The 25,797-nt window shown below is 64.0% G+C and carries 25 protein-coding genes, 1 tRNA gene and 2 pseudogenes; 15 read left to right on the forward strand and 13 right to left on the reverse strand.

Going from position 1 to position 25,797, the window contains the following annotated elements:
• Positions 1 to 24: 24 nt before the first annotated feature.
• The 5 genes and pseudogenes from XI02_RS40330 to XI02_RS40345 form a co-directional block, all read right to left on the reverse strand.
• Positions 25 to 438, reverse strand: a complete 414-nt coding sequence (locus tag XI02_RS40330; RefSeq protein WP_028343828.1) for a hypothetical protein — start codon at positions 436 to 438, stop codon at positions 25 to 27.
• A 99-nt stretch (positions 439 to 537) separates the two neighbouring features.
• The gene (locus XI02_RS40335) at positions 538 to 2,673 is read right to left on the reverse strand and encodes a ParB/RepB/Spo0J family partition protein (protein ID WP_194483493.1); all 2,136 of its coding nucleotides are present in this window, start codon (positions 2,671 to 2,673) and stop codon (positions 538 to 540) included.
• A 255-nt stretch (positions 2,674 to 2,928) separates the two neighbouring features.
• Positions 2,929 to 3,903, reverse strand: coding sequence for an ArdC family protein (locus XI02_RS40340; protein ID WP_051448100.1), 975 nt, complete (start codon positions 3,901 to 3,903; stop codon positions 2,929 to 2,931).
• Positions 3,904 to 4,005: 102 nt separating this feature from the next.
• Positions 4,006 to 4,483, reverse strand: a pseudogene (locus tag XI02_RS45880) (DUF932 domain-containing protein); the annotation flags it as partial.
• 691 nt (positions 4,484 to 5,174) lie between these two features.
• A pseudogene (locus XI02_RS40345) lies at positions 5,175 to 5,453 on the reverse strand (helix-turn-helix domain-containing protein); the annotation flags it as partial.
• 289 nt (positions 5,454 to 5,742) lie between these two features.
• Between XI02_RS40345 and XI02_RS40350 the strand changes: the two are divergent.
• Together XI02_RS40350 and XI02_RS40355 are read left to right on the forward strand one after the other, a co-directional pair.
• Complete coding sequence (locus tag XI02_RS40350; RefSeq protein ID WP_028343825.1) at positions 5,743 to 6,006, forward strand: DNA -binding domain-containing protein; 264 nt, start codon at positions 5,743 to 5,745, stop codon at positions 6,004 to 6,006.
• A 202-nt stretch (positions 6,007 to 6,208) separates the two neighbouring features.
• Entirely contained in the window at positions 6,209 to 6,421 is a 213-nt protein-coding gene (locus XI02_RS40355; RefSeq protein ID WP_129964776.1) for a hypothetical protein, read from the forward strand.
• Between the two features lie 73 nt (positions 6,422 to 6,494).
• On the opposite strand, the gene XI02_RS40360 is transcribed toward XI02_RS40355, so the two are convergent.
• Entirely contained in the window at positions 6,495 to 6,944 is a 450-nt protein-coding gene (locus XI02_RS40360) for a type II toxin-antitoxin system VapC family toxin (RefSeq protein WP_028343823.1), read from the reverse strand.
• A complete protein-coding gene (locus XI02_RS40365; RefSeq protein WP_028343822.1) occupies positions 6,941 to 7,243 on the reverse strand; it encodes a hypothetical protein in 303 nt (100 codons plus the stop codon). The genes XI02_RS40360 and XI02_RS40365 overlap by 4 nt, the downstream gene beginning before the upstream one ends.
• Before the next feature lie 556 nt (positions 7,244 to 7,799).
• Between XI02_RS40365 and XI02_RS40370 the strand changes: the two genes are divergently transcribed.
• Entirely contained in the window at positions 7,800 to 9,458 is a 1,659-nt protein-coding gene (locus tag XI02_RS40370; protein ID WP_129964784.1) for a recombinase family protein, read from the forward strand.
• Here the strand turns inward: XI02_RS40370 and XI02_RS40375 are convergent.
• Positions 9,415 to 9,491: transfer RNA gene (locus XI02_RS40375), tRNA-Met, on the reverse strand. The two genes, XI02_RS40370 and XI02_RS40375, sit on opposite strands and share 44 nt — an antisense overlap.
• Before the next feature lie 317 nt (positions 9,492 to 9,808).
• On the opposite strand from XI02_RS40375, the gene XI02_RS40380 reads away from it, so the two are divergent.
• Entirely contained in the window at positions 9,809 to 11,242 is a 1,434-nt protein-coding gene (locus XI02_RS40380) for a coniferyl aldehyde dehydrogenase (RefSeq protein ID WP_172646721.1), read from the forward strand.
• 50 nt (positions 11,243 to 11,292) lie between these two features.
• Positions 11,293 to 12,900 carry a GMC family oxidoreductase gene (locus tag XI02_RS40385; protein WP_172646720.1) on the forward strand — a complete coding sequence of 536 codons (1,608 nt, stop codon included), beginning with the start codon at positions 11,293 to 11,295 and terminating at the stop codon, positions 12,898 to 12,900.
• Between the two features lie 304 nt (positions 12,901 to 13,204).
• Here the strand turns inward: XI02_RS40385 and XI02_RS40390 are convergent, their stop codons facing one another.
• Positions 13,205 to 13,966, reverse strand: coding sequence for an SDR family NAD(P)-dependent oxidoreductase (locus XI02_RS40390; protein ID WP_172646719.1), 762 nt, complete (start codon positions 13,964 to 13,966; stop codon positions 13,205 to 13,207).
• A 111-nt stretch (positions 13,967 to 14,077) separates the two neighbouring features.
• Between XI02_RS40390 and XI02_RS40395 the strand changes: the two genes are divergently transcribed.
• From XI02_RS40395 to XI02_RS40405, 3 genes are all read left to right on the forward strand, one after another.
• Positions 14,078 to 14,593 carry a CvpA family protein gene (locus XI02_RS40395; RefSeq protein WP_172646718.1) on the forward strand — a complete coding sequence of 172 codons (516 nt, stop codon included), beginning with the start codon at positions 14,078 to 14,080 and terminating at the stop codon, positions 14,591 to 14,593.
• Positions 14,594 to 14,868: 275 nt separating this feature from the next.
• Positions 14,869 to 15,651, forward strand: a complete 783-nt coding sequence (locus tag XI02_RS40400; RefSeq protein WP_172646717.1) for an SDR family oxidoreductase — start codon at positions 14,869 to 14,871, stop codon at positions 15,649 to 15,651.
• Positions 15,648 to 16,637, forward strand: coding sequence for an NADPH:quinone reductase (locus XI02_RS40405; protein WP_172646716.1), 990 nt, complete (start codon positions 15,648 to 15,650; stop codon positions 16,635 to 16,637). Before XI02_RS40400 ends, XI02_RS40405 begins: the two co-directional genes overlap by 4 nt.
• Before the next feature lie 180 nt (positions 16,638 to 16,817).
• Here XI02_RS40405 and XI02_RS40410 read toward each other — a convergent pair whose 3' ends face one another.
• Positions 16,818 to 17,231 (reverse strand): DUF3775 domain-containing protein, encoded by a 414-nt coding sequence (locus XI02_RS40410; RefSeq protein ID WP_016842739.1) that lies wholly within the window; start codon positions 17,229 to 17,231, stop codon positions 16,818 to 16,820.
• A 118-nt stretch (positions 17,232 to 17,349) separates the two neighbouring features.
• On the opposite strand from XI02_RS40410, the gene XI02_RS40415 reads away from it, so the two are divergent.
• A complete protein-coding gene (locus XI02_RS40415) occupies positions 17,350 to 18,201 on the forward strand; it encodes an MBL fold metallo-hydrolase (protein ID WP_172646715.1) in 852 nt (283 codons plus the stop codon).
• A 213-nt stretch (positions 18,202 to 18,414) separates the two neighbouring features.
• Here XI02_RS40415 and XI02_RS40420 read toward each other — a convergent pair whose 3' ends face one another.
• A complete protein-coding gene (locus XI02_RS40420; protein ID WP_172646714.1) occupies positions 18,415 to 18,786 on the reverse strand; it encodes a hypothetical protein in 372 nt (123 codons plus the stop codon).
• Between the two features lie 173 nt (positions 18,787 to 18,959).
• Here XI02_RS40420 and XI02_RS40425 point away from each other — a divergent pair, with 173 nt between their 5' ends.
• The 4 genes from XI02_RS40425 to XI02_RS40440 all read left to right on the forward strand — a co-directional run bounded on the left by XI02_RS40425 (position 18,960) and on the right by XI02_RS40440 (position 22,535).
• Entirely contained in the window at positions 18,960 to 19,598 is a 639-nt protein-coding gene (locus XI02_RS40425; RefSeq protein ID WP_069280172.1) for a TetR/AcrR family transcriptional regulator, read from the forward strand.
• A 156-nt stretch (positions 19,599 to 19,754) separates the two neighbouring features.
• On the forward strand, positions 19,755 to 20,597 hold the full coding sequence (locus XI02_RS40430) for a fumarylacetoacetate hydrolase family protein (RefSeq protein ID WP_026191869.1): 843 nt from the start codon (positions 19,755 to 19,757) through the stop codon (positions 20,595 to 20,597).
• Between the two features lie 144 nt (positions 20,598 to 20,741).
• On the forward strand, positions 20,742 to 21,356 hold the full coding sequence (locus XI02_RS40435) for a glutathione S-transferase family protein (protein ID WP_172646713.1): 615 nt from the start codon (positions 20,742 to 20,744) through the stop codon (positions 21,354 to 21,356).
• 309 nt (positions 21,357 to 21,665) lie between these two features.
• Positions 21,666 to 22,535, forward strand: a complete 870-nt coding sequence (locus tag XI02_RS40440) for an MBL fold metallo-hydrolase (RefSeq protein ID WP_172646712.1) — start codon at positions 21,666 to 21,668, stop codon at positions 22,533 to 22,535.
• Between the two features lie 251 nt (positions 22,536 to 22,786).
• Here the strand turns inward: XI02_RS40440 and XI02_RS40445 are convergent, their stop codons facing one another.
• Positions 22,787 to 23,329 carry a methylated-DNA--[protein]-cysteine S-methyltransferase gene (locus tag XI02_RS40445; protein ID WP_018268929.1) on the reverse strand — a complete coding sequence of 181 codons (543 nt, stop codon included), beginning with the start codon at positions 23,327 to 23,329 and terminating at the stop codon, positions 22,787 to 22,789.
• A 144-nt stretch (positions 23,330 to 23,473) separates the two neighbouring features.
• On the opposite strand from XI02_RS40445, the gene XI02_RS40450 reads away from it, so the two are divergent.
• A complete protein-coding gene (locus XI02_RS40450) occupies positions 23,474 to 24,283 on the forward strand; it encodes an alpha/beta fold hydrolase (RefSeq protein WP_172646711.1) in 810 nt (269 codons plus the stop codon).
• 51 nt (positions 24,284 to 24,334) lie between these two features.
• On the opposite strand, the gene XI02_RS40455 is transcribed toward XI02_RS40450, so the two are convergent.
• Positions 24,335 to 24,790, reverse strand: a complete 456-nt coding sequence (locus XI02_RS40455; protein WP_026191870.1) for a carboxymuconolactone decarboxylase family protein — start codon at positions 24,788 to 24,790, stop codon at positions 24,335 to 24,337.
• 110 nt (positions 24,791 to 24,900) lie between these two features.
• Here XI02_RS40455 and XI02_RS40460 point away from each other — a divergent pair, with 110 nt between their 5' ends.
• Entirely contained in the window at positions 24,901 to 25,767 is an 867-nt protein-coding gene (locus tag XI02_RS40460) for a sigma-70 family RNA polymerase sigma factor (protein ID WP_194483294.1), read from the forward strand.
• Positions 25,768 to 25,797: the final 30 nt, after the last annotated feature.

The raw sequence follows: 25,797 nt of genomic DNA on the forward strand, positions 1-25,797 counted from the left end.
CGCCGATAGCGACGATGTCTTTCGTCATGACGCAGCTCCCTCGATCGGGTCGTCTTCGCCCGCGAGAATGGCCTCGGCCTTGGCGATGGCGGCGTCCGCCCGTCGGCGCCAAAGCTCGACATCCACTGAGCCGTCCTCCGGAGCGTGGATGAGTATCTTGAGCAGACCGAGCAGCAACTCGAAATGGCCGACCTTGCGCTGGACCTGCTCGCCGAAACGTGAGGGAAACGGCAGGCGCGGGCCGCTATAGGCGGCGTCGCGGCCTTCCCAGGCAGCGCTAACATAGGTATCGCCGGATGTTTCGACGCCCGACTTATTGTCGTCCCAGCCCTTGTCAGCGATCGCAAGATCGCAGGCTTGGTCGAGCGTTTCGGCGTCGTAAGTTCGCTGGCGATAGATCGGCAAGCGATAGGTCGTCTCGATGGTAAAGAGGGGCACGAGGGCCTCCAGAATGCAAAAGCCCGGCTTGCGCCAGGGCTTTGGGGTGAATGGCAATGAAAAGACGCGGGACGGCGAAAGCCGCCCCGCGTGGTCGAGTTATTCGGCCGCGATCATGCGCGACTCGTCCGCTTCATTGGCCGAGGTTTCCTCCTCGTCGCCGGCGAGGAATTCCGGCAGCGCCTCGCCATCGCCCTTGGACTCCGCGCCATCGACAGCCGCCGCCAGTTGGGCGTCGGGCATCCGCAGCGGCTCGGGTAGCCAGCCGGTCTCGGCCAGGAGGCGCTCGGCCTCCTTAGCCATGTCGCCCTTCTTCAGATGGTCGATGAGTTGGGCGGCCCGCTCGCCGGCGCCCTCCCGCACCGCCTCCAAAATGCGGAGCTTCGGCACGCGGCCGAGATAGTTTTCGACGGTCGGGCGCCAACCGCTATTCACCATGTCGAGGTTGACAGCCCGGGCGATGCGATCGGCCTCAGTGATCCGCTGCTCGATGGTGTGCGGGGTGGCACCGCCGCCGTAGCGATCGCCCTTCTCGTAGAGCGCGTTGACGCCGAATGAGGCGCAGTGTGCGAAGAGCGCCGCCTGCTCCTCGCTCGTCAGACCGGTGAGCCAGTCCCAGAGATCGGCCTTGTCTTTCGGCAGGCGCTCCTCCCACGTCTTGTGGCGCGCGTCGATCGCCTTGGCCGCCGGCGTGTCGTTCAGCCCTTGTGCCTGCACCGGGAAGCTAGCGCTACGCACGGAGACCTCCATCGCCGTCCCGTAGGAGGAATAGCGGGAGAAGACATCGAGGCAGAACTTGTACAGCACCGATTGGAAAGCGACCGAAGGCGTGATCCCCAGCCTGTCGCGCAGCGCCAGCGTCCGCTCGGCCGTAAGCTCGGTCAGCAGGCGGTCCGGCAGCGGCTTCATCGCATCATCATCCTCGTCCTCTGCCTCCGCGACCTGCCCGCCGATAGTGATGACGGCGCGCTGGATTCCCGGCGCTAATGGTTCGGCGCCGTCGAGGGTCGCGGCAGCGGGCTCGCCATCGCTGCCCTGCTCTGGCTCGGCCACGGGCAGCTCGTCTTCAGGCCGGACGTAACCGCGATCAACCAAGAGCGTGCCTTCGGCGTCGATGCCGACGAACACACCCGCGCGCGTGATGTCGGCAAGCTGATAGCTGATGGGTCGATCGTCAAAGGCGGCGAGAGCCGTCTCGATTTCGCCAAGTCGCTGGTCAATCTCGTCGGGCAGCTCGTCCGCGCCATCATGCTCGGCTTCGAGCCTCGTATATTCGGCCTTGAGCGCCTCGATGGTCGCCTGCTCTTCGGCGGTGACATCGGCGGATACGCCGTCCAGCTCGCGCAAGCCACGCGTGTGGCCGTAGGGGAAGTCGATCGCGACCTCGATCCACTTCCAACCTTCGGCGGCGATCGTTTTCGCCTCTGCCTTCAGCTTCTCAGCGACCAGGCGGTCGAGCAGAGCGACATCCTCGAGCCAACCACCATCGTCGGACTGAAACAGGTCGCGCAGCACCACGCCACCGGCCGCTTCGTAAGCGTCGAGGCCAACAAACATGGCGCGACGGTCGGAGGCGCGCACGGTTTTCTCCGTCAACATGCGGCGGATCTGATAGGGCTCCTTCTGCCAAGAGCCGGAGATGGCCTGCCAGACCTGCTCCTGGCGTCCATGATCCGCGGTGACGGTGAAGGCCATCAACTGTTCGAGCGAGATACCGTCCTCGGCATAGATGTCGAGCAGCTCCGGCGAGACCGAGGCCAGCCGCAGGCGCTGTTTCACCACGTTGACTGACGTAAAGAAGGCCGCGGCGATGTCCTCCTCGGTACGGCCCTTCTCGCGCAGGGCCTGGAAGGCACGGAACTGGTCGAGCGGGTGCAGCGGAGCTCGCTGGACGTTCTCGGCGAGCGAATCTTCCTCGGCGACGCCGCTGTCGCGAACGACGCAGGGCACCGGCGCGGTCTTGGCCAGGCGCTTCTGCTTCACCAGCAGCTCCAGCGCGCGATAGCGGCGGCCGCCGGCCGGGATCTCGAACATGCCAGTCTCGGCGCCTTTGGCGTCGAGGACCGACCGGACGTTGAGGCTCTGGAGCAAGGTACGCCTGGCGATGTCCTCGGCCAGCTCCTCGATGGAGACGCCGGCCTTCACACGCCGGACGTTTGACTGACTGAGCACCAGCTTGTTGAAGGGAATGTCGCGCGAGGACGACAGCGTGATCTTCTGAACGGCAGTAGCCATAGGTGATACTCCGCGACGGGCGACCCAAAGTCTCTCTCTGGACCTCCAACCCGTCACGCAGCGCGGCGCCGCTCTCTTCCTCTCAAGGGCAGCGCCGCAAACTGACGATCAGGAAAGACGGAAAGGCACGAAGCCGGAGACACGCCGTTTCGCATCTCCGGCTTTCCGGGTGTCAGGTCGCGCGGTCGAGCAGCTTCATCGCGCGGGCCTCCAGCTGGAGAACGCGATCGCCAGCATCTTCAGGTCCGCGCCCCGCTACAACGGGCCAGCGACAAGAGGAAAATGAGACTGGCACGCATCTGTCTCGTCGGGAACTGCGGATGAAGTCTGACGCTCCTCAGCAGATACGGGCTGCTGCGCGTGCATCCAGTCGGCGGCCTGCTGCGCCTTACTGGCGGCAGTAAAGATGGCCCGAGGATCGTCCTTCAACACTTCGATCCACGACGCAATATACGCTGCGTGATCGGGACGCGGATAATGGGCTATGCCCAAATCGGCAAGGACAAGCCCGCTGAGAATCTCCACGCAACATTCCTCGGCGGCATAGGCAGCCGAGCCGAACCGACCCGAGAGATCGCGGTCAAGCCGGTGCTTTGCCCCTGAGGCATGGCCGTTCTCATGCAGCCAGACAGCATAGAATGACACGGCATCGCGGAAGGACGCGAAGTCCGGCATGAATACCGTGTCCGATGACGGGAGGTAGTAAGCCTCGGATCCACCGAATATAGTCTTGATCCCGAAGTTGGCGATGAAAGCTTCCGCATGCGCCAGGCGCTCGCTCTCTGGCAGGACGTTCGTCGGCGGGCGTTCGTATCCGTCCACCTGAGCGACGTTGAACACCGAGAATGCTCGGGCAAACATCCGCCGATGGCCGCCATTATCATCGTCATCGTCGTCAGCCGGCTCGGACGGAGCGACCTGCTTCCACAGCACAACAGTGGTAGCGCGTTCGCCCTTGCGCACCTGCGCGCCAGCGTCCCGCCATTGCCGATAGGTGCCCCACAGGCCATCGCTGTAATGGCTGGCCGTGGCTGCGACCCAGAGCGCCACCGTGTTTATGCCCCGGTAGCGTTTGCCCGAAGCGACGTTGGTTGGGCGGGCAACACTCGTCCCGTTGTGGAACCACGGCGCACGCCACTCGCCTGCACCTTGCTCGATTGCCGCGATGATCTCGGCGGTGACTCGCGTGTAAACATCGGCACGCGCTCCGGACTGCATCCTGAAAGACATCGTGAGCTCCTTGGGAGCGACGCGAGCGCACGGGATCGCCACCGCTTGCGGGCGGCGTCAGGCTCAACGTCGATGGGAAGGGATCAGTGAAAAAGCTGGTGATACAGCTTGACTGTTTAGATAACGGCTATATTCGGGGCCAGTAACGGCGCGAAGCTCGACGCGACCATCCTCTATCTCGAGCGTCTTGAGCTGCTCGGCTCGGTGAGAGTTGAGGCCGAACCGCAGGTTGATGCCAGCGAGCGGGCACCGGAAACTGACGGAGGTAAGCCGCCGGCGTTCCGACCACCGATACTCCAGTGAGTCGGCGCGTCGGAACCGGGCAGCAGCAGAGCAAGGCGCTCGGCATCGTCGCGGCGGCCTCAACCCGGATCGCAGCGCTCTCGAGCGTTCGGGTCCAGCTTCGCTCGGTCCGTCTACGCACCATGGCATAGAGGTCCGACAGGGATAGATAGCGCTCGTCCGCTGGCCGCGAGAACCATTCCGACGATACTCGGCCGACGCGCTCGCCGCGGGTCACGTCCACCTTGTAGCCGCCGACATGGTCGCGGGCGGCGCTCAGAACTTCGACTTGGATCATGGGTTATCTCCACGACAGGCGCCGGAGGCCTCTCCTCCGTTCTTCAACCCGTCATGGCGAAGCCCGTCCGCCCTCTCACTCTAAGGGGGGCGTTGTGGGGTTCTCCCCACAGAAGGGGTCGGCCGAGACCTCAGGCTCGGGCGTAGGGGAAGGCTTTCCCCTCAAAGCGCATTTAAGGGCGGAATACGCGACATCCGTGCGTGTTCGGCGGCCTTGCCGTCTATTGCGACAAAGCGGCCGCGAACATGAAGCAGCGATCTTTCGAGCAGATGATCAGTGATCTTCACGGCGAAGGAGACGCAATCCCGATGGTGGACATTCACCAAGTTCAGTGGCGAACTTCAACGGTAACGGCGAACCTCAAATTTGAGGGCGTAGCTTCACCGATTTTTGTGCACACGAAATTCACAGAGAAGTGCGTCGCACGCACTCCTGTTGAACGACAGCCCAACGAAAAAGCCCCGTCCTTTTTCAGGACGTGGCCACACTGATCAGTGTGCATTGATTACTGCACCGGGCTTAACTCGACAGAGAACTTACAGTGCGCCTATTGCAGACAGGCGGGCTAGCTGCGGAACGCTTTCGTTCTATGTGAACCATTGCGTCCGCGGCCTGGTCGTTTCGTCGGTCGTTTGGCTGTCTTGACCATCTCAGTCTTGGTCCCGAGGATGTCCGCGGTCACCGCTTCGGGTTCCTTCCTACGACGTGGACGCGCTGGCTTACGGCCTTTCGGCAATATCTTGGGAGCCTTCGCACGCTTGGCTGGACGAACAAAGAATTCCGACAAATGAACGTCCAGCGTTTTGGCGATGCGGTCAAGCAGATCGATCGTCGGGTTTGTCGATTGCCGCTCGAGGCTAGACATGTAGGAGCGATCAATCCCGGTCTGATAAGCCAACTTCTCTTGCGAGATGCCGCGATCCACGCGGATCCGACGAATATTCCAGGCCACAAGCGCACGAGGTTTCATGCGCCAAGCATGCCTTTCGCTTGTGCCGTCAAACCACTGGCTATAACCCAACTATTAGGGACCAGGCTCACCAGAACCACCGCCGCACACGACACCGTCGAGATATCGTGGACGGTCGCGCCGTTATGTCGGCAATGAGCAGGGCTCCGTTTCTGGTAGCGCTCATCTTCCGACAGCGAAATTTCGCGTTTGCCCATGAGTGAGCTTGGCTTCACGGGGAGACGACAGAACGACTATAAAAAGCCCACAATCTTCAGAAATCCTTCTCAGCTTCAGTTGGGAGACTCCTATGCGACGCGACACCGCACCGAGCGAACCGACCCTGACCCCTTATGACCGCGAGCATGCGGTGACCTATATGCGTATGCTGGATGCAGACGCAGAAGGCGCCGACTGGCGAGAAGTCGCAGAGATCGTGCTGCAGATCGATCCCAAACGGGAGCCGGAGCGTGCACGCCTTGCCTATGAGAGCCACCTCTCCCGTGCCAGATGGATGGGCAGGCACGGGTACCGGCAGTTGTTGCGGAGTGGTTTGGGCCCAGCCCTCGATTAGGCCTCGCAGGACGGCTTCCGCACGCAGGGAGACGGCCGTGTAGTGCTGCGCGGCCTTAAATGGACTTCGCTGATCCGGATCTTTCTGTCGCGCTTCGTCACCAGAAACCCGCAAATGGGAGGAGGTTCGTCCGGTCCTCGTCAACATGGTTGCGGCCGCACGTGAGTTGCGGGCGGCTTCCTAACGCTTACGGAGAATGTCGATGCAGTTCTGGATCAAGTGCACCCGCTTTGGCAAAGCGGAGCCGTACTACGTGAATATCTCGCTGGTCGGCGGGATGTCGCGCGAAGGCGGAAAGACGATCCTGGAATTCGTCGGCAGCAACGCCCAGACCATCGAGGTGAATGAAACGCCGGAAGAAATTCTGGCGATTCACCTCGGTGCGTCGGAAGGCCAGCCATCGCAAAGGTGGTAGGCGAACACGAGGCGTTCGAACTCGGTGCCGCTGAAATCCTCGAAGTGAATCGGCCGGACCGTCCGAGCTATCGTCACCTGCCTACCTCCTGGCTCCCAGAGCTACGGAGCGGGTTGATGATCTGAATGTCCTCGAAGTCCTTTTCATTATCGGTCACGACGACGCACTGGTTGGCTTCGGCTACAGCGGCAATGATTGTGTCTAGCGCGCTTCGCGAACGGCCTTTGGCTTTGCCGTTGGCCATCAGCCGCGCCCACACGAGGCCAGCTTTCTCGTCGAACGACAGCACGCGGCCAGCGAACAGCGCTTGCGGACCTTCGGGGCCTGCGAACCAAGTTTCAAGGCTATTGCGCTTCTTGCCCTTTGGTTTCTCTAAGATGCCTCGGCGGATTTCGGCGACGGTAAGCGAAGCAATGAAGAGGTCATCGTCTTTCTGAGCACCCATCCAAGCCAGCAGCGAGTCCGACGGCTCCGGCTTTATGATGTTGCTGATGATATTGGTATCAAGGAGGTAGCGCGTCACAGATCGACCTTACGCCCCTCTTCTCGCGGGCGGCTGAGGCCGAGATCTGCGCCGACCATCGGTGAGCGACGCAGCGCGGCGAGAATCCCCCCCGCTTTTGGAGGCTCACCCGCCACTGCCTGCCGTATGGTCCGGCGAAGCTGCCCGGCTTCCGGACCGTCCTCCGTCAATTTCCGGGCAAGGGATCGAAGCAGATCGCGGTCGGCGTCGAGCGCCTGGATCTCGAACCGCGCGATGCCACGCTTAGTCAGGCGCGACCGATAATTCTCGAGGGCTCTCTTCTGCGCACTGTTGCTCATCGCGTCCCTCCATGCTATATCCAGATATATAACCGTATTTTCTTTGGAGTGCAAGGCTGGTGGAATTGTTATCGGTCTCGCCAAATGAAGATGGCCCCTCAAAGGCATGGGTGCCGCGGGGGGTTGCCACCATGACAAGACGCCCCTCTTCCAAGGGGGGCGATCACAAAAATATTATGGCTACGACGACGGTCGACCCGCGTCCCGCCGCTGCGCTGTCACCCGCCAGAATCCGCTCCGATTCGCCGCAAGCCATTGACTTGCAATACATTTTTACCTTGCCGACGCGCTGTTGTTGGGCATCATCGTCGCGAAGCGGGGTATTCCGCGCTAGGACAAGGACGCGATCGTGGCGCGACCGAGACGTACAACAGCGGAACAGCTTCTTGTGGTCGCTGACGCGACCCGCGAACCGGTTGCGCTTTCGTCATCAAAACCCGATCCACGCCTCGTCAATCTGGTCCGACTGCTGGCGCGACAGGCCGCGCGGGACTTCGTTCGAGCCGAAACTGATAGCCGGACGCGAGACCGCCTTCCGGAGTAAGGAGGTCGCCTCGTGAAAGTCGCGCTCTACGCCCGCTACTCATCAGACAATCAGCGAGACGCTTCAATCGAGGATCAGTTGCGGCTGTGCCGCCTGCACGCCGAGAAGCAAGGCTGGACGGTCGTCGACAGCTATACCGATCGCGCAATCTCTGGCGCGTCGCTGTTGCGTCCCGGCATTCAGGAACTGATCGGCGACGCGATGCGCGGCAAATTCGTCGTCGTGCTCGCAGAAGCGATGGATCGCCTGAGCCGCGATCAGGAGGATATCGCCGGACTGTTCAAGCGTATGGCCTTCAGCGGTGTTCGTATCGTTACGCTGTCGGAGGGTGACGTGACGCATCTGCACGTCGGTCTCAAGGGCACGATGAACGCCCTCTTCCTGAAGGATCTCGCCGATAAGACGCGCCGTGGGCTGCGCGGCCGCGTCGCGGATGGCAAGTCCGGTGGCGGGCTCTGCTTTGGGTATGACGTGGTGAAGCAGTTCGCGGCAAATGGCGAGCCGATCCGGGGCGATCGGACGATCAACGAGGCGGAAGCCGCCGTCGTACGCCGTATCTTTGCAGACTACATTGCCGGCAAGTCGTCCCGCGCGATTGCATTTGAGCTGAACAAGGAAGGCGTGCCTGGACCACAGGACGCCGAATGGGGGCCGTCAACGATCCATGGCAACCCGAAGCGCGGCGTCGGCATCCTCAACAACGAACTTTATGTCGGGCGCCTCGTCTGGAACCGGCTCCGCTATCTGAAAGACCCGGATACGGGAAAGCGGGTGTCGCGTCTCAATCCTGAATCCGAGTGGGTGATTCAGGAGGTTCCGGAGATGCGTATCATCGACCAGGAAGTTTGGAATGCGGTGAAAGCACGCCAAAAGTCGCTCGCTTATGAGGCGTCTGAGCCCGGCGACAACCCGTTGAATGAGCGGCGGCGCCCGAAGCACCTGTTTGCCGGCCTCGTGAAGTGTGGCTGCTGTGGTGGCGGTTATACGATGATCTCGAAAGATCTGCTTGGCTGCGCGACCTCGCGGAATAAGGGCACCTGCGAAAACCGCCTGAACATAAGGCGAGACGCCCTTGAAGCCTCCGTGCTTAGCGGCCTCCGGACACACTTGATGGAGCCCGAGCTGTTCAAGGAGTTCTGCGACGAATTTACTCGCGAGGTGAACCGGCTGCGGATTGAGCGCAGCGCAGACATCACCAGTCAGCGCAAAGAGTTGGAGCGCGTCCAGCGGGACTTGGATCGAGCGATCCAAGCCATCCTGGATGGTGTGCCCGGCGCTCAGCTCAAGGAAAAGATTGGTGGTCTTGAAGCCCGCAAGGCCGAACTGACCGAGTTGCTGGCGAACGCTGAGGAACCGCCGCCCCTTCTGCATCCGAACATGGCGGAGATATACCGCCAGCGGGTCGCCGCGCTTTATGAGAGCCTACTGAGCGCGGACGGCACGGCCGAGGCGGCTGAGCTGTTCCGGACGCTGGTCGATCAGGTGACGCTCGTGCCTAACGAAGCCGAACTTGCGATCGTGCTGCGCGGCGACCTGGCTGCGATCCTTCGGTTCGCCGCGAACAAGAAAAACCCCGACGTCCTTGCGGAGGCCGGGGTTTTGGGTGCCTTGCTTTCGCAAGAATCGTTGGTTGCGGGGATAGGATTTGAACCTATGACCTTCAGGTTATGAGCCTGACGAGCTACCGGGCTGCTCCACCCCGCGTTAAACCGTTGCATGCCTTGCAGAAAGGGTGCCTGAGCCGGCCGGCCAGCGCTTTTCAACGGCGCCGATCGATCCGTCCGGGGGCTTCCTGAGAAGGCGACCCGGGCCGAAGCCGTCGGGTGCGGGGCGTATGTATCAACGTGAGGCCGGTTTGGAAAGCCCCGGATGCGGGTTTTTGAGGATTTTGTGACGTCGAAATCGCCGGCTTTGCCGGCAGGATTTACCGCCGGGAACCGGGCCTTGCCAGACCGCGCGCAAAAGCGGAGCTTGGCGCGCAACAAATCCGTCAAGAACACGTCATCCGAGGGGGAAATGCCATGGACCGGCCGTTGAAGAGTCCGGGGCTGCATGCGCTTGAGGAGGCCTTTCATCGCCAGTTCGAGCTGTCGCGCAGCGAGCCGGCGCCGACATTGCAGGCACGGCTCGACCGGCTGCGCCGCCTGCGCGCCGCGCTGACCGAGAATGAGGCGCGATTCGAGGCGGCGATCTCGGCTGATTTCGGCCATCGCTCCACCGTCGAGACCGCGATTGCCGAGACCCTGCTGGTGCTCGGCGAAATCAAGCACGCGGCCAGGCATCTCAAGGGCTGGATGACGCCGCGGAAGGTCCCGACCACGGTGCAGTTCGCGCCGGCCAGGAACCGGCTGGTGCCGCAGCCGCTCGGCGTGGTCGGCATCATCGCGCCGTGGAATTATCCGCTGCAGCTGACCCTGGCGCCCGCAGTCGCGGCGATCGCGGCCGGCAACCGCGCCATCATCAAGCCGAGCGAGCTGGTGCCGCGCTTCGCCGAGCTGCTGACCGAGGCGATCGCCAAGAAATTCGACGTCACCGAGCTCGCGGTCACCGATATCGACGACGAAATCGCAAGGACGTTTGCCGCGTTGCCGTTCGATCATCTGATCTTCACCGGCTCGACCCGCGTCGGCCGGCTGGTGGCCGAAGCCGCCGCCCGCAATTTGACGCCGGTGACGCTCGAGCTCGGCGGCAAATCGCCCGTGATCGTCGACGGCTCCGCCGATATCGACGAAGCCGCGCAGCGCATCGCCTATGGCAAGCTGCTCAATGCCGGCCAGACCTGCATCGCGCCCGATTACGCGCTGGTGCCGCAGGCCGCGGTGCAGCCCTTCGCGATGCGGCTGCAGGGTCACATGCAGCATATGTTCGGTACCGATCCCAATAACGCCGATTACACGTCGATCGTCTCGGACCGGCACTACGCACGGCTCGAGCGGCTGGTCGCCGACGCCGCCGCGAAAGGCGCGATCATCATGCAGCCGGCAGCATCGAACGACCGCGAGTGGAAGGCGAGGCGCAAATTTCCGCCGACCGTGATCGCCGACGCGACGCCGGACATGACGGTGATGCAGGAGGAGATCTTCGGGCCGCTGTTGCCGGTCATCGGCATGCGCGATGCGGCGGAGGCGATCGCCTTCGTCAACGGCCGCGATCGCCCGCTGGCGCTGTACTGGTTCGGCACCGACAGCGCCGCCCGCGATGCGGTGCTGGCGCGCACGGTGTCCGGCGGCGTCACCGTCAACGACTGCCTGTTCCACTTCGCGCAGGCCTATCAGCCGATGGGCGGCGTCGGCGCCTCCGGCACCGGCGCCTATCACGGCGAGTGGGGATTCAAGACGCTGACCAAGTTCAAGCCGGTGTTCTACCGCTCGCGCTTCAACCGGCTTGCCGATCTCTATCCGCCCTATGGCGCGAAGGTCGCGCGGCTGGAGAAGCTGATGCGGTTGTTGTCGTAAGAATCACGCCGTGCTCGCAATGACCGACGATAATGAAGGCAGGGGGAAACGTGACTGACACATTCGATTTCGTGGTGGTGGGCGCAGGCTCCGGCGGCTGCGCGGTGGCGGGGCGGCTGTCGGAGGATCCGGCGACGTCGGTGGCGCTGCTCGATGCCGGCGGCACCAACGACAATTGGGTCGTCACCACGCCCGGCGCGCTGGTGCTGATGGTCGCGGGCACCGTCAACAATTGGGCCTTCAACACCGTGCCGCAGAAGGGGCTTAACGGCCGCATCGGCTACCAGCCACGCGGCAAGGGGCTCGGCGGCTCCTCGGCGATCAACGCCATGGTCTACATCCGCGGCCATCGCGCCGACTACGACCACTGGGCCGCGCTCGGCAATACCGGCTGGGCGTTCGCCGACGTGCTGCCCTATTTCAAGCGCTCGGAAGACAATTCCGATTTCGACGGCGAGTATCACGGCAAGGGCGGCCCGCTCGCCGTCAACAAGCTGCGCTCCGGCAATCCGATCCAGCAGACCTTCCTGCAGGCGGCGCAGGAGGCGCAATTCCGCATCCGCGAGGATTTCAATGCCGAGGACCATGAGGGCCTCGGCATCTACCAGGTGACCCAACGCAACGGCGAGCGCTGGAGCGCGGCGCGCGCCTATGTGCATCCGCATATCGGCAGACGCACCAATCTGCGCGTCGAGACCAATGCGCACGCAACGCGCATCCTGTTCGAGGGCAAGCGCGCGGTCGGCGTCGAATACCGGCAGGGCAAGGAAGTAAAGCAACTCCGCGCGCGGCGCGAAGTCCTGCTTGCCTCCGGCGCGTTCCAGTCGCCGCAGCTGTTGATGCTGTCGGGCGTCGGCGACGCCGCAGCACTCGGCAGGCACGGCCTCGCCAGCGTGCATCATCTGCCCGGCGTCGGTCAAAACCTGCAGGACCATCCGGACTTCATCTTCGGCTACATGTCGGACAATCCGAACTTCGCCGGCATCTCGCTGAAGGGCATGCCGCGGCTCGTCCGCGCCATCATGCAGTATCGACGCGAACGCCGCGGTCCCCTCACCTCGAACTTCGCCGAATGCGGCGGCTTCCTGAAGACGCGGCCCGATCTCGACATCCCCGACATCCAGCTGCATTTCGGCATGGCGATGGTCGACGACCACGGCCGCAAGCGCCACGGCGGCACCGGCTTTTCCTGCCATGTCTGCCTGCTGCGGCCGAAGAGCCGCGGCAGCGTCGCGCTGGCCGGCAGTGACCCGATGCAGGCGCCGCTGATCGACCCGAACTTCCTCGGCGAGGAAGACGATCTCGAATCGATGGTGGCGGGCTACAAGACCACACGGCGGCTGATGGAGGCGCCGGCGCTGCGCGCCCTGCAGCAGAAGGATGTGTTCACATCCAACGTCCGCACCGACGACGACATCCGCAGCATCCTGCGCGAGCGCGTCGACACCGTCTATCACCCGGTCGGCACCTGCAAGATGGGCACCGCCGATCCGCTCGCGGTGGTCGATCCGAAGCTGCGCGTGCACGGGCTCGAAGGCCTGCGCGTGGTCGACGCCTCGATCATGCCGACCCTGATCGGCGGCAACACCAATGCACCGACCATCATGATCGGCGAGAAGGCGGCGGATATGATCAGGGCGGAGATGCGGGCGGGGTAACCAAATGCCGTCGTAAGGCCGCACTGGCAAAATATCGAAAACAACCCCATGCACAGTAGCCGGGGCTGCCGGCGGACACGGCAACTTGACTCGTCGGGCAACTCAGTGGTATTTTTCCATTATTCCGAAATCGTGCAAACGTCCCTCAGCTTGCTCAGTGTCATCACCCGCGCATGCGGGTGATCCAGCATTCCAGAGACGGCAGTGCTTGAGCCGAGAGGCCGCGGCGTACTGGATCGCCCGGTCCATGCGCGCAGTTGCGCACAAGCCGGGCGATGACAGTGGCTTCATCCGGACAGCAAAGCTAGTTCAGCAAAAACCCGCCATCGACCGTGACCACCGTCCCGGTCATGTAGCGCGAGGCGTTGGACGCCAGCAGCATGATCGCGCCGTCGAGATCGGACTCGGCGCCGACCCGGCGCTGTGGAATCCGTTTCGCCAATCGCTCGCCTGCCGGCGTCGACCAGAAATCATGGTTCATCTCGGTGTCGATATAGCCCGGCGCCAGTGCGTTGACGCGGATGTTGTTGCCGGCGAGCTCCAGCGCCATCGCCTTGGTGCCCTGGATCATGCCGGCCTTGGAGATCGCATAGGGCGACACCGCCTTGAGCACGCCCTGTCCGAGCACGGATGCGACGTTGATGATATTGCCCGGCTGCTTGCGCGCGATCATGCGCCGCGCAAGTTCGGTCGCGAGGAAGTAGGCGCCCTTCAGATTCGCGCCGATCACGGCGTCCCAATCCGCCTCGGTCTGCTCGGTCGACAGTTTCTCGATCGCGATGCCGGCATTGTTGATCAGGACCGTGATCGGACCGAGCGCGGCTTCGGCGGCGTCGAGCGCTTTCGCAATGCCGGAGATATCCGCGACGTCCATCTGCACCGCAGCGGCGCGGCCGCCCTTGACCTTGATCTCCTCCTCGAGGCCTTTCAGCTTCGCGGTCTGGCGCGCGGCCAGCACCACCGCGGCGCCATGCGCCGCCAGCACGCGGGCGAATTGCCGCCCGAGTCCCTGCGAGGCGCCGGTGATGAGGATGATTTCTTTACTGACATCGAATAGGTCGGACATCGACAGGTTCCCGGATTGAAGCGGACGATTGATAGCGACAATTGTCCCTGATGTAAGCAGGTTTGATCAACCAGGGGATCGCGGGAGATTCGGGCAGGGAATTCCTCATCCATGAACCTCTTCGACCTTGCCGTCATCCTCGGATTGGTGTTCGCGGTGGTGACCGGCTTCACGACCGGCCTGTTGCGCAGCGCGGTCACCATCCTGGCCTATCTCGTCGCCATGCCGCTCGCGGTCGCCGCGCTGGCGATGATCGGGCCCCACATCGCGACGCTGCCGTCGTCGCCGTTTCCGCCCAATGGCGTGCTGCTGTTCGGCCTCTTCCTCCTGATCGGCGTCATCCTCGGAAAGATGGCGCGGACGATGCTCGACGACACCATCGGCTCGGAGATCGGGATCGGCGACCGCCTCGGCGGCGCGCTGCTCGGCGCCATCAGGGTCGGTCTCGTCGTGACCCCCCTGGTGCTGGTGTTCGATCAGCTGGTGCCGCTCGCCAGGCAGCCGCAGTTCCTCAACGGATCGCAATTGCGGCCGCTGTTCTCCGCGGCCGGACAGGCCGGATTCCGCTCGCTGCCGCCCGAAGCCGCCATGGCGATCGAGCGGCTGCGGCGCGAGCAACGCATCTAAAGCGCGATGTGATTAGGTTGAATCGTCATCGCGCTTTAGCTCTTTGTTTGAGCATGATCTCCGCGCAAACGCGTTCCGCGTTTGTCGCGAGGGAAAACCGCTTCGCACTTTTCCGGATCATGCTTTAGCCTCCCGCCCTGCTCCAACGTGCTCACCCGCCTGTTCCTGCCCGGCATGCACTTATGCATTGCACGTCCCTTATCGGCGCCGCCGAGCTTCGCTAGACTGGTGCCATCAAACCTTTAAAACCTACCCGACATCACAGGGAGTGAACCGTGGATCTTGGAATCAAAGGCCGCCGTGCCATCGTCTGCGCATCGAGCAAGGGACTGGGCCGCGCCTGCGCGATCGCGCTCGCCAATGAGGGGGTGCACGTCACCCTGACGGCGCGCGGCGCCGAGGCGCTGAAGCAGACTGCCGGCGAAATCCGCAAAACCCACCCCGGCGTCACCGTCACCGAGATCGTCGGCGACATCACGACGGCGGCCGGACGCGAAGCCGTGCTCAAGGCCTGCCCCGAGCCGGACATCCTGATCAACAACGCCGGCGGCCCGCCGCCGGGCGATTTCCGCAACTGGACCCGCGACGACTGGATCAAGGCGATCGACGCCAACATGCTGACGCCGATCGAGCTGATCAAGGCCACCGTCGACGGCATGATGGCGCGCAAGTTCGGCCGCATCGTCAACATCACTTCGGCCGCGGTGAAGGCGCCGATCGAGATCCTCGGCCTGTCGAACGGCGCCCGCGCCGGCCTCACCGGCTTCGTCGCCGGCCTGTCGCGCAAGACCGTGATCAACAACGTCACCATCAACGGCCTGCTGCCGGGCCCGTTCGAGACCGACCGCCTGCGCGGCACCGCAAAGCCCGAGGCCGAGAAGCGCGGCATCTCGGCCGAGCAGGTCCTGGCCGAGCGCGCCAAGCTGAACCCCGCCGGCCGCTTCGGCCACCCCGACGAATTCGGCTATGCCTGCGCATTCCTGTGCGGCGCCAAGGCCGGCTTCATCACCGGACAGAATCTGCTGCTCGATGGCGGCGCCTTCCCGGGAACGCTGTGAGGGCTGTTTGGTACGAACGAACCGGCGCGGCGCCGACGGTACTCACCGTCGGCGAGATGCCGACGCCCGAGGCCGGTCCCGGTGAAGTCCGGGTTCGCCTCGAGGCGTCCGGCGTCAACCCGGCCGATGTCGGCCGCCGCAGCGGCAACTATCGCGCGATGGAATTCCCACGCGTGATCCCGAACAGCGACGGCGCCGGGATCATCGACCAGATCGGCGAAGGCGTCACCCGCTTTGCGGTCGGTGATCGCGTCTGGCTGTTTAACGGCCAGCGCAATGGCCGTGCCTTCGGCACCGCCGCCGAATACATCACGCTGGCGGACTATCTGGTGACGCCGTTGCCGCAGGACGTGTCGTTCGCGGCAGGTGCGACGCTCGGCATCCCCTGCATGACCGCGTGGTGCGCGCTGTTCGCGGACGGCCCGATCTCGGGGCAGACGGTGCTGGTCACCGGCGGCGCCGGCGCCGTCGGCCACTATGCCGTGCAATTGGCAAAGTGGGGCGGCGCGCGCGTAATCGCGACGGTGAGCTCGCAAGTCAAGGACGTCGAGGCGCGGCTTGCCGGCGCCGACACGGTCGTCAACTACCGGACCGAGGACGTCGTCTCGAAGGTGATGGCCTCCACCGAGAACCGCGGTGTCGACCGCGTGATCGACGTCGATTTCGGCGGCAATCTCGCGACCACGCTGAAGATCATGGCAATGAACTCGACGATCGCGGTCTACGCCACCAACGGCAACCGCACGCCGACACTGCCGGTGCGCGAATTGATGGAAAAATGCATCACCGTGCGCGCGCTGGTGCTGTTCGCGCTGCCGCCGCCGCTGCTCGCGGCCGCGCAGGCCGATATCACCCAATGGCTGGCGTCGGGCACCCGCGTGCACAATATCGCCGGGCAATTCGCGCTCGCTGAGACCGCCGACGCCCATCTCGCCGTCGAGAAGGGCGACAAGATCGGCACCGTGATTGTCGACTGCGCGCGTTAATCTTCTCCCTCTCCCCGCACGCGGCAGGGCAATCGCATATGGCCGTTTGAGGCGATCGGAGTTCCCACAAACTCGTCATGCCCGGGCTCGTCCCGGCCATGACGGCGCGGAAGATTCGGTTCATTCCATATGCGATTGCCCTGTGCTTGCGGGGCGAGGTCAGGTGAACAATGCGGCTGCTTAGTGGATCGGCGTGATGCGTTCGTCGCCGGGCGAGAGGCCGAACTCGTCAAGCCCTTCGGCAAGGAAATCGCCGAGCATCGGCTCGCCCAACAGATAGTTGGCGACATGGCCGGTGCGTCCGCGGGCGGCCTCGCGACGGAGATCGGCCCATTCCTCGATGGTGCCGTCGCCGCGGCCGAGCCGCATCAAGGCGACGAGGTCGACCTGCTCGTCCTCGCTGAGCGCGTTGATGAAGCCGGTGATCTCGCGCGCCACCGGGTCGTTGCCGTCGTCCTCCAGCACGTCGATCATGTCGTCGTCGGCGCCGTTCGAGCCGGAGTCGGGATCGACGAGCCCCTCCTTGACGTCGAATTCCCGCGCCTTCTCGATCAAGAAGCCGACCTTTTCAGGGGAGATTGCGAGTTCCGGCATTGCACACTCCTTCGTCCAACGAGGCGGTAACGCAGGAGGCGCCGACTTGATCCATTGCGCCGGCGCGCGGAAACCCGCATGGTCGGGCAAGAGCAACAAAAAACATTGGGCACGCCGCATGCACTGGACCGTTGGCAAGGTCAGGATCACCAAAGTCGTCGAGCTCGAGACCGTCGGCAGCACGCGCTTCATCCTGCCGCTGGCCGGCCGGGAGGAGATCCAGAGCCTGCCCTGGCTGATCCCGCATTTCGCCAATGAGGAGGGCCGGCTGAAAATGTCGATCCATTCGTTGCTGGTGGAGACGCCGGAGCACCGCATCATCGTCGACACCGGGCTCGGCAACGACAAGCAGGGCCGCAACGTGCCGACCTGGAACAACCGCAGCGATCCGTTCCTGGAAGAACTGTCCGCGGCCGGATTTGCGCCCGACACCATCGACACCGTGCTGTGCACGCATCTGCATGTCGACCATGTCGGCTGGAACACCAAACTCGTCGGCGGCAAATGGGTGCCGACCTTCGCCAATGCGCGCTACGTGTTCGGCAAGACCGAATATGAGCACTGGCGCGACCACAGCGACGATGCCGCGCATGCCGCCGTGTTCGCCGACTCGGTGCAGCCGGTCGCGGATGCCGGTAAGGCCGAGCTGGTGCCGAGCGATCATCGCCTGACCGAGGAGATCACGCTGATCCCGACGCCGGGACACAGCCCCGGCCATATGAGCATCCACATCAGGTCCGGCGGTGAGGAAGGACTGCTGACCGGCGATGTCGCGCATCATCCCTGCCAGATGTATCACCTCGACTGGTCGTCGACCGCGGACTCCGACCAGAAGCAATCGGCCGCGACGCGGCGCGAATTGTTCTCGCGCTTTGCCGACACGCCGACGCTGGTGATCGGCGGACATTTCAATGCCGGCCACATCAGGCGTGATGGCGACGCCTTCAGGTTCGTCGCGCTCGAGGCGTGAGCTAGCCCATGACGAGATCAAGTTGAATTGGTGCGGCGTCGGAGGCTTACCTCTCCCTTGGGAGAGGTCGGCGCGCAGCGCCGGGTGAGGGGTTACGGTCCCTCGTTGGGACTATAGCCCCCTCACCCGATTTGCTGCGCAAATCGACCTCTCCCCACTGGGGAGAGGTGAAGCCAGCCCGAGGCCAAATCGATTCAACCCAACTCCAGCCTGCTAGATCAGACTGGCGCGCGCGAGGAAGAGCGCGTCCGCCTCGCTGGCGGCGATCGCGGCCGGATAGGGCAAGGCCTTGGCCCGTCCGGGAAGGTTGCGCTCGAGCTCGGCGCGCTCCTCCGCGTCATCGGCGATATAGACGGTGACCCGGATCAGCCGGCCGAGCTCGGCCTTGCGCGCCTTCATCCACAGCACCATCGGCTTGCCGGCGGCGACCTCCGGCTGATCGTCGACGTTGACGATCACGGCGAGCGGTCGGTTTGCAGCAAGCAGCTCGCTGTATTCCGCGGTCCAGTCGCAGCCGTCCTGCTCGGTCTGCAGACGGCCGGTTGCGATGAAGATGCCGGGCTCGGCCTCGCGAAAGAATTTCATGGAAGCTTCCTCATGATGACGGCGCCAGACCGTGCGGGTCGCGCGGACCCGGACGGCGGCGGGGCAGAAATATCTATCGACTGACGGTCGGTCAATATATCTAAGCCATTTCAAAATCATTCTAAATATGCGATCCAAGAATCGGATATCAGGTGCGGATGGAAGCTGACGGTATGATCGGGAAGCGGCAGGCGGCAGCCACACGCGGCGCGGCGCAACGCTGGAGACGGACCCAGCCCGCCGAGGTCAGGGTCGACGACCTGATGTCGGCTGCGGCGGCCCTCTTCATCACAAAGGGCATCGAGGCCACCACGATCGACGACATCGCCGCCCGGGCCGGCGTCGCGAAGGGCACCTTCTACCATTACTTCTCGACCAAGGCCGACGTGATCATCGCGCTGCGTGCGCGCTTCGCGCAGGACTTCCTCGCCCGGGTGGCGGCGGCGATCGCCGAGCGCGCCGCGCACGATCATCCCGGACGGCTGTCGGCCTGGCTGCGCGGCGCCGTCGGAACCTATCTCGCCAATGTCGAGCTGCATGACGTCGTGTTTCACGACTTCCCGCATCATCAGCGCAAGTCGCAGGAAAAGGACGACGTGATCGCCCAGATCGTCGCCGTGCTGGAGGATGGCAGGACAGCCGGCGTCTGGGCTTTCCCGGACGCCCGCAGCGCGGCGCTGATCGTGTTCGACGGGATGCATGCCGTGGCGGACGATGCGATCGTCGCGGGCACGCGCGATCCCGAGCCACCGTGCCGGCTGCTGGAAGAGATGTTCACGCGGATGCTGGCGGCGCCCCGTCCGCGATCATGACCGGCGATCGAAGGAACGGCTCAGAGCGGCCACCCCGGAAGGTGATGGCTGCAATGCCATGGCCGTGAAGCGGTTGAATTTCCGCCCGCGCTGTTCCATGAAGCGTGTCGAGGTATACCAGTAACAATCCTCAGGACATCGTAGGGAGTGATCAACATGAAGCTTGTTCGTTATGGCGAAAAGGGTGCGGAAAAGCCCGGTCTGATCGACAAATCCGGCCAGCTCCGCGACCTCTCGGCCCATCTGAAGGACCTGACCGGCGATGCCTACACGCCGGAATCGCTGAAGAAGCTTGCTGCCCTCGATCCCGCCTCCCTTCCCGCCGTCGCCGGCAAGCCGCGCTTCGGTGCCCCCGTCACCGGCATCTCCAAATTCGTCGCGATCGGCCTGAACTATTCAGACCACGCCAAGGAAACCGGCAACCCGATCCCGTCCGAGCCGATCTTCTTCCTGAAGGCCAATACCGCGCTGTCCGGTCCCAACGATCCGGTCGAGAAGCCGCGCGGTTCGACCAAGCTCGACTGGGAAGTCGAGATCGCCGCCATCATCGGTACCCGCGCCAAATACGTCTCGGAGGCCGACGCGCTGAACCACGTCGCCGGCTACTGCATCTGCAACGACGTCTCCGAGCGCAACTTCCAGATCGAGCGCCTCGGCCAGTGGACCAAGGGCAAGTCGCACGACACGTTCGGCCCGGTCGGCCCGTGGCTCGCCACCAAGGATGAAATCGCCGACGTGCAGAAACTGTCGATGTGGCTCGACGTCAACGGCCAGCGCCGCCAGACCGGCACGACCTCGACCATGATCTTCACGATGGCGAAGTGCATCTCCTATGTCTCGCAGTTCATGACGCTGCTGCCCGGCGACATCGTCACGACAGGCACCCCGCCCGGCGTCGGCACCGGCATGAAGCCGCCGCAATATCTCAATGTCGGCGACGTCGTGACGCTCGGCATCGAAGGCCTCGGCGAGCAGCGCCAGGAAATCGTTGGGGCGTAAGCGCCCACGCGCTGTTGCTGAATTCGTCATGCCCGGGCTTGACCCGGGCATCCACGTCTTAGGTCTTCCACGGAGGCAAAGACGTGGATGGCCGGGTCAAGCCCGGCCATGACAGAGGAAAGAGCTTTCACAAGGAATTCCCCAATGAAACTCACCTTCTCTCCCGCCTCCCCGTTCGCCCGCAAGGTGCGCATCGCGGCGATCGAGCTTGGCCTGATCGACAAGATCGAGCTGGTGCCGGCGACCGTCGCGCCCGGCACGGCAAACGACGAATACTCCAGGATCTCGCCGCTGAAGAAACTGCCGGTGCTGATCCTCGACCATGGCGACGTCATCCTCGACTCCTATGTCATCGTCGAATATCTCAACGAGCTCGGCGGCGGCCGGCTGATCCCGGGCTACGGCCCGCGGCGCTGGCAGCTGAAGACCGATCATTCGCTGCTCAACGGCATGCTCGATTCCATGCTGCTGTGCCGCTACGAGAAGATGGTGCGGCCGCAGGGCTCGCTGTGGCAGGCCTGGTACGACGATCACTGGAACAGGGCCTGGGCCGGCATGGCGCGGTTCGAGAACCGGCCGGATGTTCTCGATGGCTCGTCGTTCGACATCGCGCAGATCGGCCTCGTGTGCGTACTCGGCTATGCCGATTTCCGCTTCGCCGATTGCGGCTGGCGCAAGGCCTATCCCAAGCTCGACGCCTTCTACCAGAAAATGCTGGAGCGGCCGTCGGTGAAGATCTCGGCGCCGCCAACGGCGTAGCCAAGGCAACCGCGGGGAGCATGTGACGCGCGAATGCCTCCCCGCCTCTCACCTCCCGGCGCAGGTCTTGTGCATCGCCGGCCGGGTTCAACCACGACCGGACAATATCTCGCCGTCATTGTCGCGATCTCGACCTTGTGATGATGACGACGGCAGCCCGGTACGGCGAGCCGAAGGAAGGCCTTGCGGCGATGGATATCCTCGCCAACATCATCATTCCCGCCGTGCGCGACGCGCACTAGATTTTTCGCGTTTTCGTCACGCGAACCGGACTCCACTTCGCTCGAAAACCAACGCCAAGGAATCACCATGAGGCTGAAGTTTGCCGCCGGCGATCTCACCATTCATCGCATCGTCGAGCAGGAGACGACGTTCCTGCCCGCGCACGACATGCTGCCCGGACTGACGCCGGACGTGCTCGCCGAGAACCGCGGCTGGATGCAGGCCACCGGCGCGCTCGACGACAGCGACACCTTGATCCTGGCGTTCCAGTCCTATGTCGTGAAGACGCCGCACCACACCATCCTGATCGATAGCTGCATCGGCAACGACAAGCCGCGGCCGGCGCGGCCGAAATGGAACATGAAGACCGACGACAATTATCTGCGCAGTCTGGCGTCAGCCGGCTTCTCGGTCGCTGACATCGACTATGTGATGTGCACGCATCTGCATGTCGATCACGTCGGCTGGAACACGCGGCTGGAGAACGGCCGCTGGGTGCCGACCTTTCCAAACGCGCGCTACGTGTTCGACAAGGCCGAGTTCGACTACTGGACCGAGAGCAACGCGAAGGCCGAGGTCCCGCCTTTCGTGGACAGCGTGCTGCCGGTGGTCGAGGCCAAGCGGTCCGAGATCGTTGGCCATGACTTTGCGATCGGCGACCACGCCCGCATCCTGCCGACGCCCGGCCACACGCCGGGCCACGTCGCCTTCGCCTTCGGCCGCGGCAAGGACGCTGCGGTGTTTTCGGGCGATCTGATGCACTCGCCGATCCAGACGCATTATCCGGAGCTGTCGGCGAAGTTCGATGTCGACCAGACGCAAGCAGCGAAGACGCGGCGCGGCTTCCTGGAGCGCTATTGCGACACCGACACGCTGTGCTGCCCCGCGCATTTCCCTTCGCCGTCGATTGGCAGGATCAGGCGGAAGGGCAACGGGTTCGTGTGCGAGACGGTGTGACGTGAGCCAAACTCGCGACAGTCGCTCTCTGCCACCCTCCCCTGGAGGGTAGGGCAATCGCATATGGCCGTTTGAGGCAATCGGAGTTCCCACAAACTCGTCATGCCCGGGCTTGTCCCGGGCATCCACGTCTTCGTTTCCACGCGAAGAAAAGACGTGGATGGCCGGGACAAGCCCGGCCATGACGGCACGGAAGAATCGGTTCATTCCATCTGCGATTGCCCTGCCCTATAGAGGGAGGGTCGGCCCACTCAATCAAACAAACTCGGCGTGTGGTTCACGATCGCGCCTTCGATCTGCAGCATCTTCAGCTTGGTGACCACGCCGCCATTGGCCGAGAAGCCGCCCGGCTTGTTGCCCGCCGCCAGCACGCGGTGGCAGGGCACCACGATCGGGCACGGGTTGCGGCCGAGCGCCTGGCCGACGTCGCGCGACAGCTCGACGCCGCCGAGCTGCTTGGCGATATCGCCATAGGTCATGGTCTTGCCCGGCGGAATCTTCCGCGCAATGTCGTAGACGCCGCGGTTGAATTCCGGCACGCCGTCGAGATCGAGCACGATGTCGGCAAGGTCGTTCGGCTTGCCGGCGAGCAGCTCGATCATGCCGTCGATCGCGTGCTGCACCTCGGCAGGCGGGGCCGCCTCGGTGACCTCGCCGTCGCGCTGGAAGATCCGCTTGCGGGTCTTCTCCTCGGTGCCCATCGGCAGCTGCACGCCGGTGACGCCGTGCTCGCCCCAGACGACGCCGCAGGCGCCGATCATGGTTTCGAAGATTGCAAAATGCTGGCCGGTCATGGCTCGCTCCAGATGTTCCCTTCAGCTCTCGCGTGAGCTTGCTGTCGATCCGGAATCTAGGCTTGGAGAATGTTGCTATCCACCCGAATTCCGTGGGAACTTGGGCCAAATCAACAACATCTCCTGCCTCTCCGCGAGCCCAAAATGCACAGCCTCCACGTCAACGGTTTCGACATGCCCTATCTCGATGTCGGAGCGGGCCCGCCGCTGGTCTGCGTGCACGGCTCGCTGTGCGACTTCCGGATCTGGTCGGCGGTGCTCGGCCCGCTGACGCGCCGGCACCGCGTGATCGCGGTCAGCCTGCGGCATTTCTTCCCGGCGCATTGGGACGGCGTTGGCGACACCTATTCGATCGCGCAGCATGTCGATGATGTGATCGCCTTCATCGAGGCCTTCGACACCAGACCGGTCGACCTGATGGGGCATTCCCGCGGCGGCCATATCTGCTTCCGTGCCGCGCAGCGGCGGCCCGACCTGTTGCGCAAGCTGATCCTCGCCGAGCCGGGCGGCGAGCTCGATGCGACCCTTGATCCCGATTTCAAGCCGGGTCCCTCGCCGCTGGCAGCACGCTTCGCGGCGTGTGCCGAGGAGATCGCCAAGGGTGACATCGACGGCGGCTTGCAGATCTTCATGGACGCGCTCGAAGGCCCCGGGGCGTGGAAACGGATTCCGGCGACCGCCAAGCAGCTGTTGCGCGACAATGCGACCACGCTGATCGGCCAGACCCGCGACCAGCGCCCGCCATTCTCGAAGGCCGACGCGGAAGCGATCAAGACACCGACGCTCTTCATCGGCGGCGCCAACACCAAGGGCATGCTGCCGAAGGTGCTGCACGCGCTCGCCGCCAATGCGAAGGATTCACGCACCGAGATGATCCCGGGCACCACGCATCCGATGTTCGAACAGGCCCCGCAGCGCTACTGCGAGATCGTGCTGGAGTTTCTCTCCGCTTAGGCGGTGTACCGTCTCCCCTTGTGGGAGAGGCGAAGCAAGAAGGTCACTCTCTCACACCTTCCAGGCGCCGACCGGCTGGCGGACGGCGACGTTCAGCCGGTTCCAGACGTTGATCGCCGCGATGCCCAGCACCAGCGACGCGAGCTGCTGCTCGTCAAAGTGCTTCGCCGCTTCATCCCACACCGCGTCCGTTACCGGATCCTCGCGGTCGCTGAGCCGGGTCATCGCTTCGGTCAGCGCCAGCGCGGCGCGCTCGGCCTCGGTGAAATACGGTGCGTCGCGCCAGGCGCCGACCGCGAACAGCCGCTCGTCGGTCTCGCCGGCGCGCCGGGCGAGTTTCGGGTGCATGTCGACGCAGACGCTGCAGCCATTGATCTGGCTGGCGCGCAGATGCACCAGTTCCAGCAGCTTTTCCGGCAATGCCGGTTTGGTGCTCTCGCTCAGCGCCTGCAACGCCTTCATGGCCTCGGGAACAACCATCACCGGGTGGTTCATGCGGGCTTTCATCATGTCATTCTCCTGATTTGCCTTTTGACGGCGCCGCGCCGATTTGTTGTCACATCGGCGCAGTTTCGTTCGTCATGGCCATGACGGAGCGGACAAAGGGAACGTGACCGATGGACGAGAAAAATTCTCTCACCGAACAGTTCGAGGCCAACCGGCCGCGCTTGCGCGCGGTGGCCTACCGCATGCTGGGCTCGACCGCCGAAGTCGACGATGCCGTGCAGGAAACCTGGCTGCGGCTCGGCCGCACCGACGCTGCTGCGGTCGACAATCTCGGGGGATGGCTGACCACGGTGATCGCGCGCATCTGTCTCGACATGCTGCGCTCGCGCAAATCGCGCCGCGAGGAGCCGATCGGCCCACATGTGCCGGAACCGATCGCGGACAATCCGTCCGAGCGCGAGACCGAGTTGGCCGATTCCGTCGGCGCAGCGTTGCTCGTGGTGCTGGAAACGCTGGCACCGGCCGAACGGCTGGCTTTCGTGCTGCACGACATGTTCGCGGTGCCGTTCGAGGAGATCGCGCCGATCGTCGGGCGCACGCCGGCCGCCGCGCGGCAGCTCGCCAGCCGTGCCAGGCGTCGCGTGCAGGGTACGCCCCCCGCACCGGATGCCGATCTCAGCCGGCAGCGCGGCATCGTCGAGGCCTTCCTCGCCGCGTCCCGCAACGGCGATTTCGAAGGGCTGCTGGCCGTGCTGGCGCCTGATGTCGTGGTGCGCGCTGATCAGGCCGCGCAGCGGCTCGGCTCGCTGCCGGTCATCCGCGGCGCCGCAGCGGTGGCCGAAAGCTTCAAGGGACGCGCGCAGGCGGCGAAGCCCGCGCTGGTCGACGGCGAGATCGGCGTTGCCGTCATCTTCGGCGGCGCGCTGCGCATCGTGCTGCGGGTCACGATCTCCGGCGACCGGATCGCGGCGATCGATGCGACCGCCGACGCCTCGGAGATCGAGACCTTCGATGTCGAGGTGCTCGAGCGCAATTGACGCAGCTGGAGGCGCATAGATCGCGATGCT

Origin of the sequence: Bradyrhizobium sp. CCBAU 21365 (genome assembly GCF_015291305.1) — a bacterium.
Taxonomy (GTDB): Bacteria; Pseudomonadota; Alphaproteobacteria; order Rhizobiales; family Xanthobacteraceae; genus Bradyrhizobium; species Bradyrhizobium elkanii.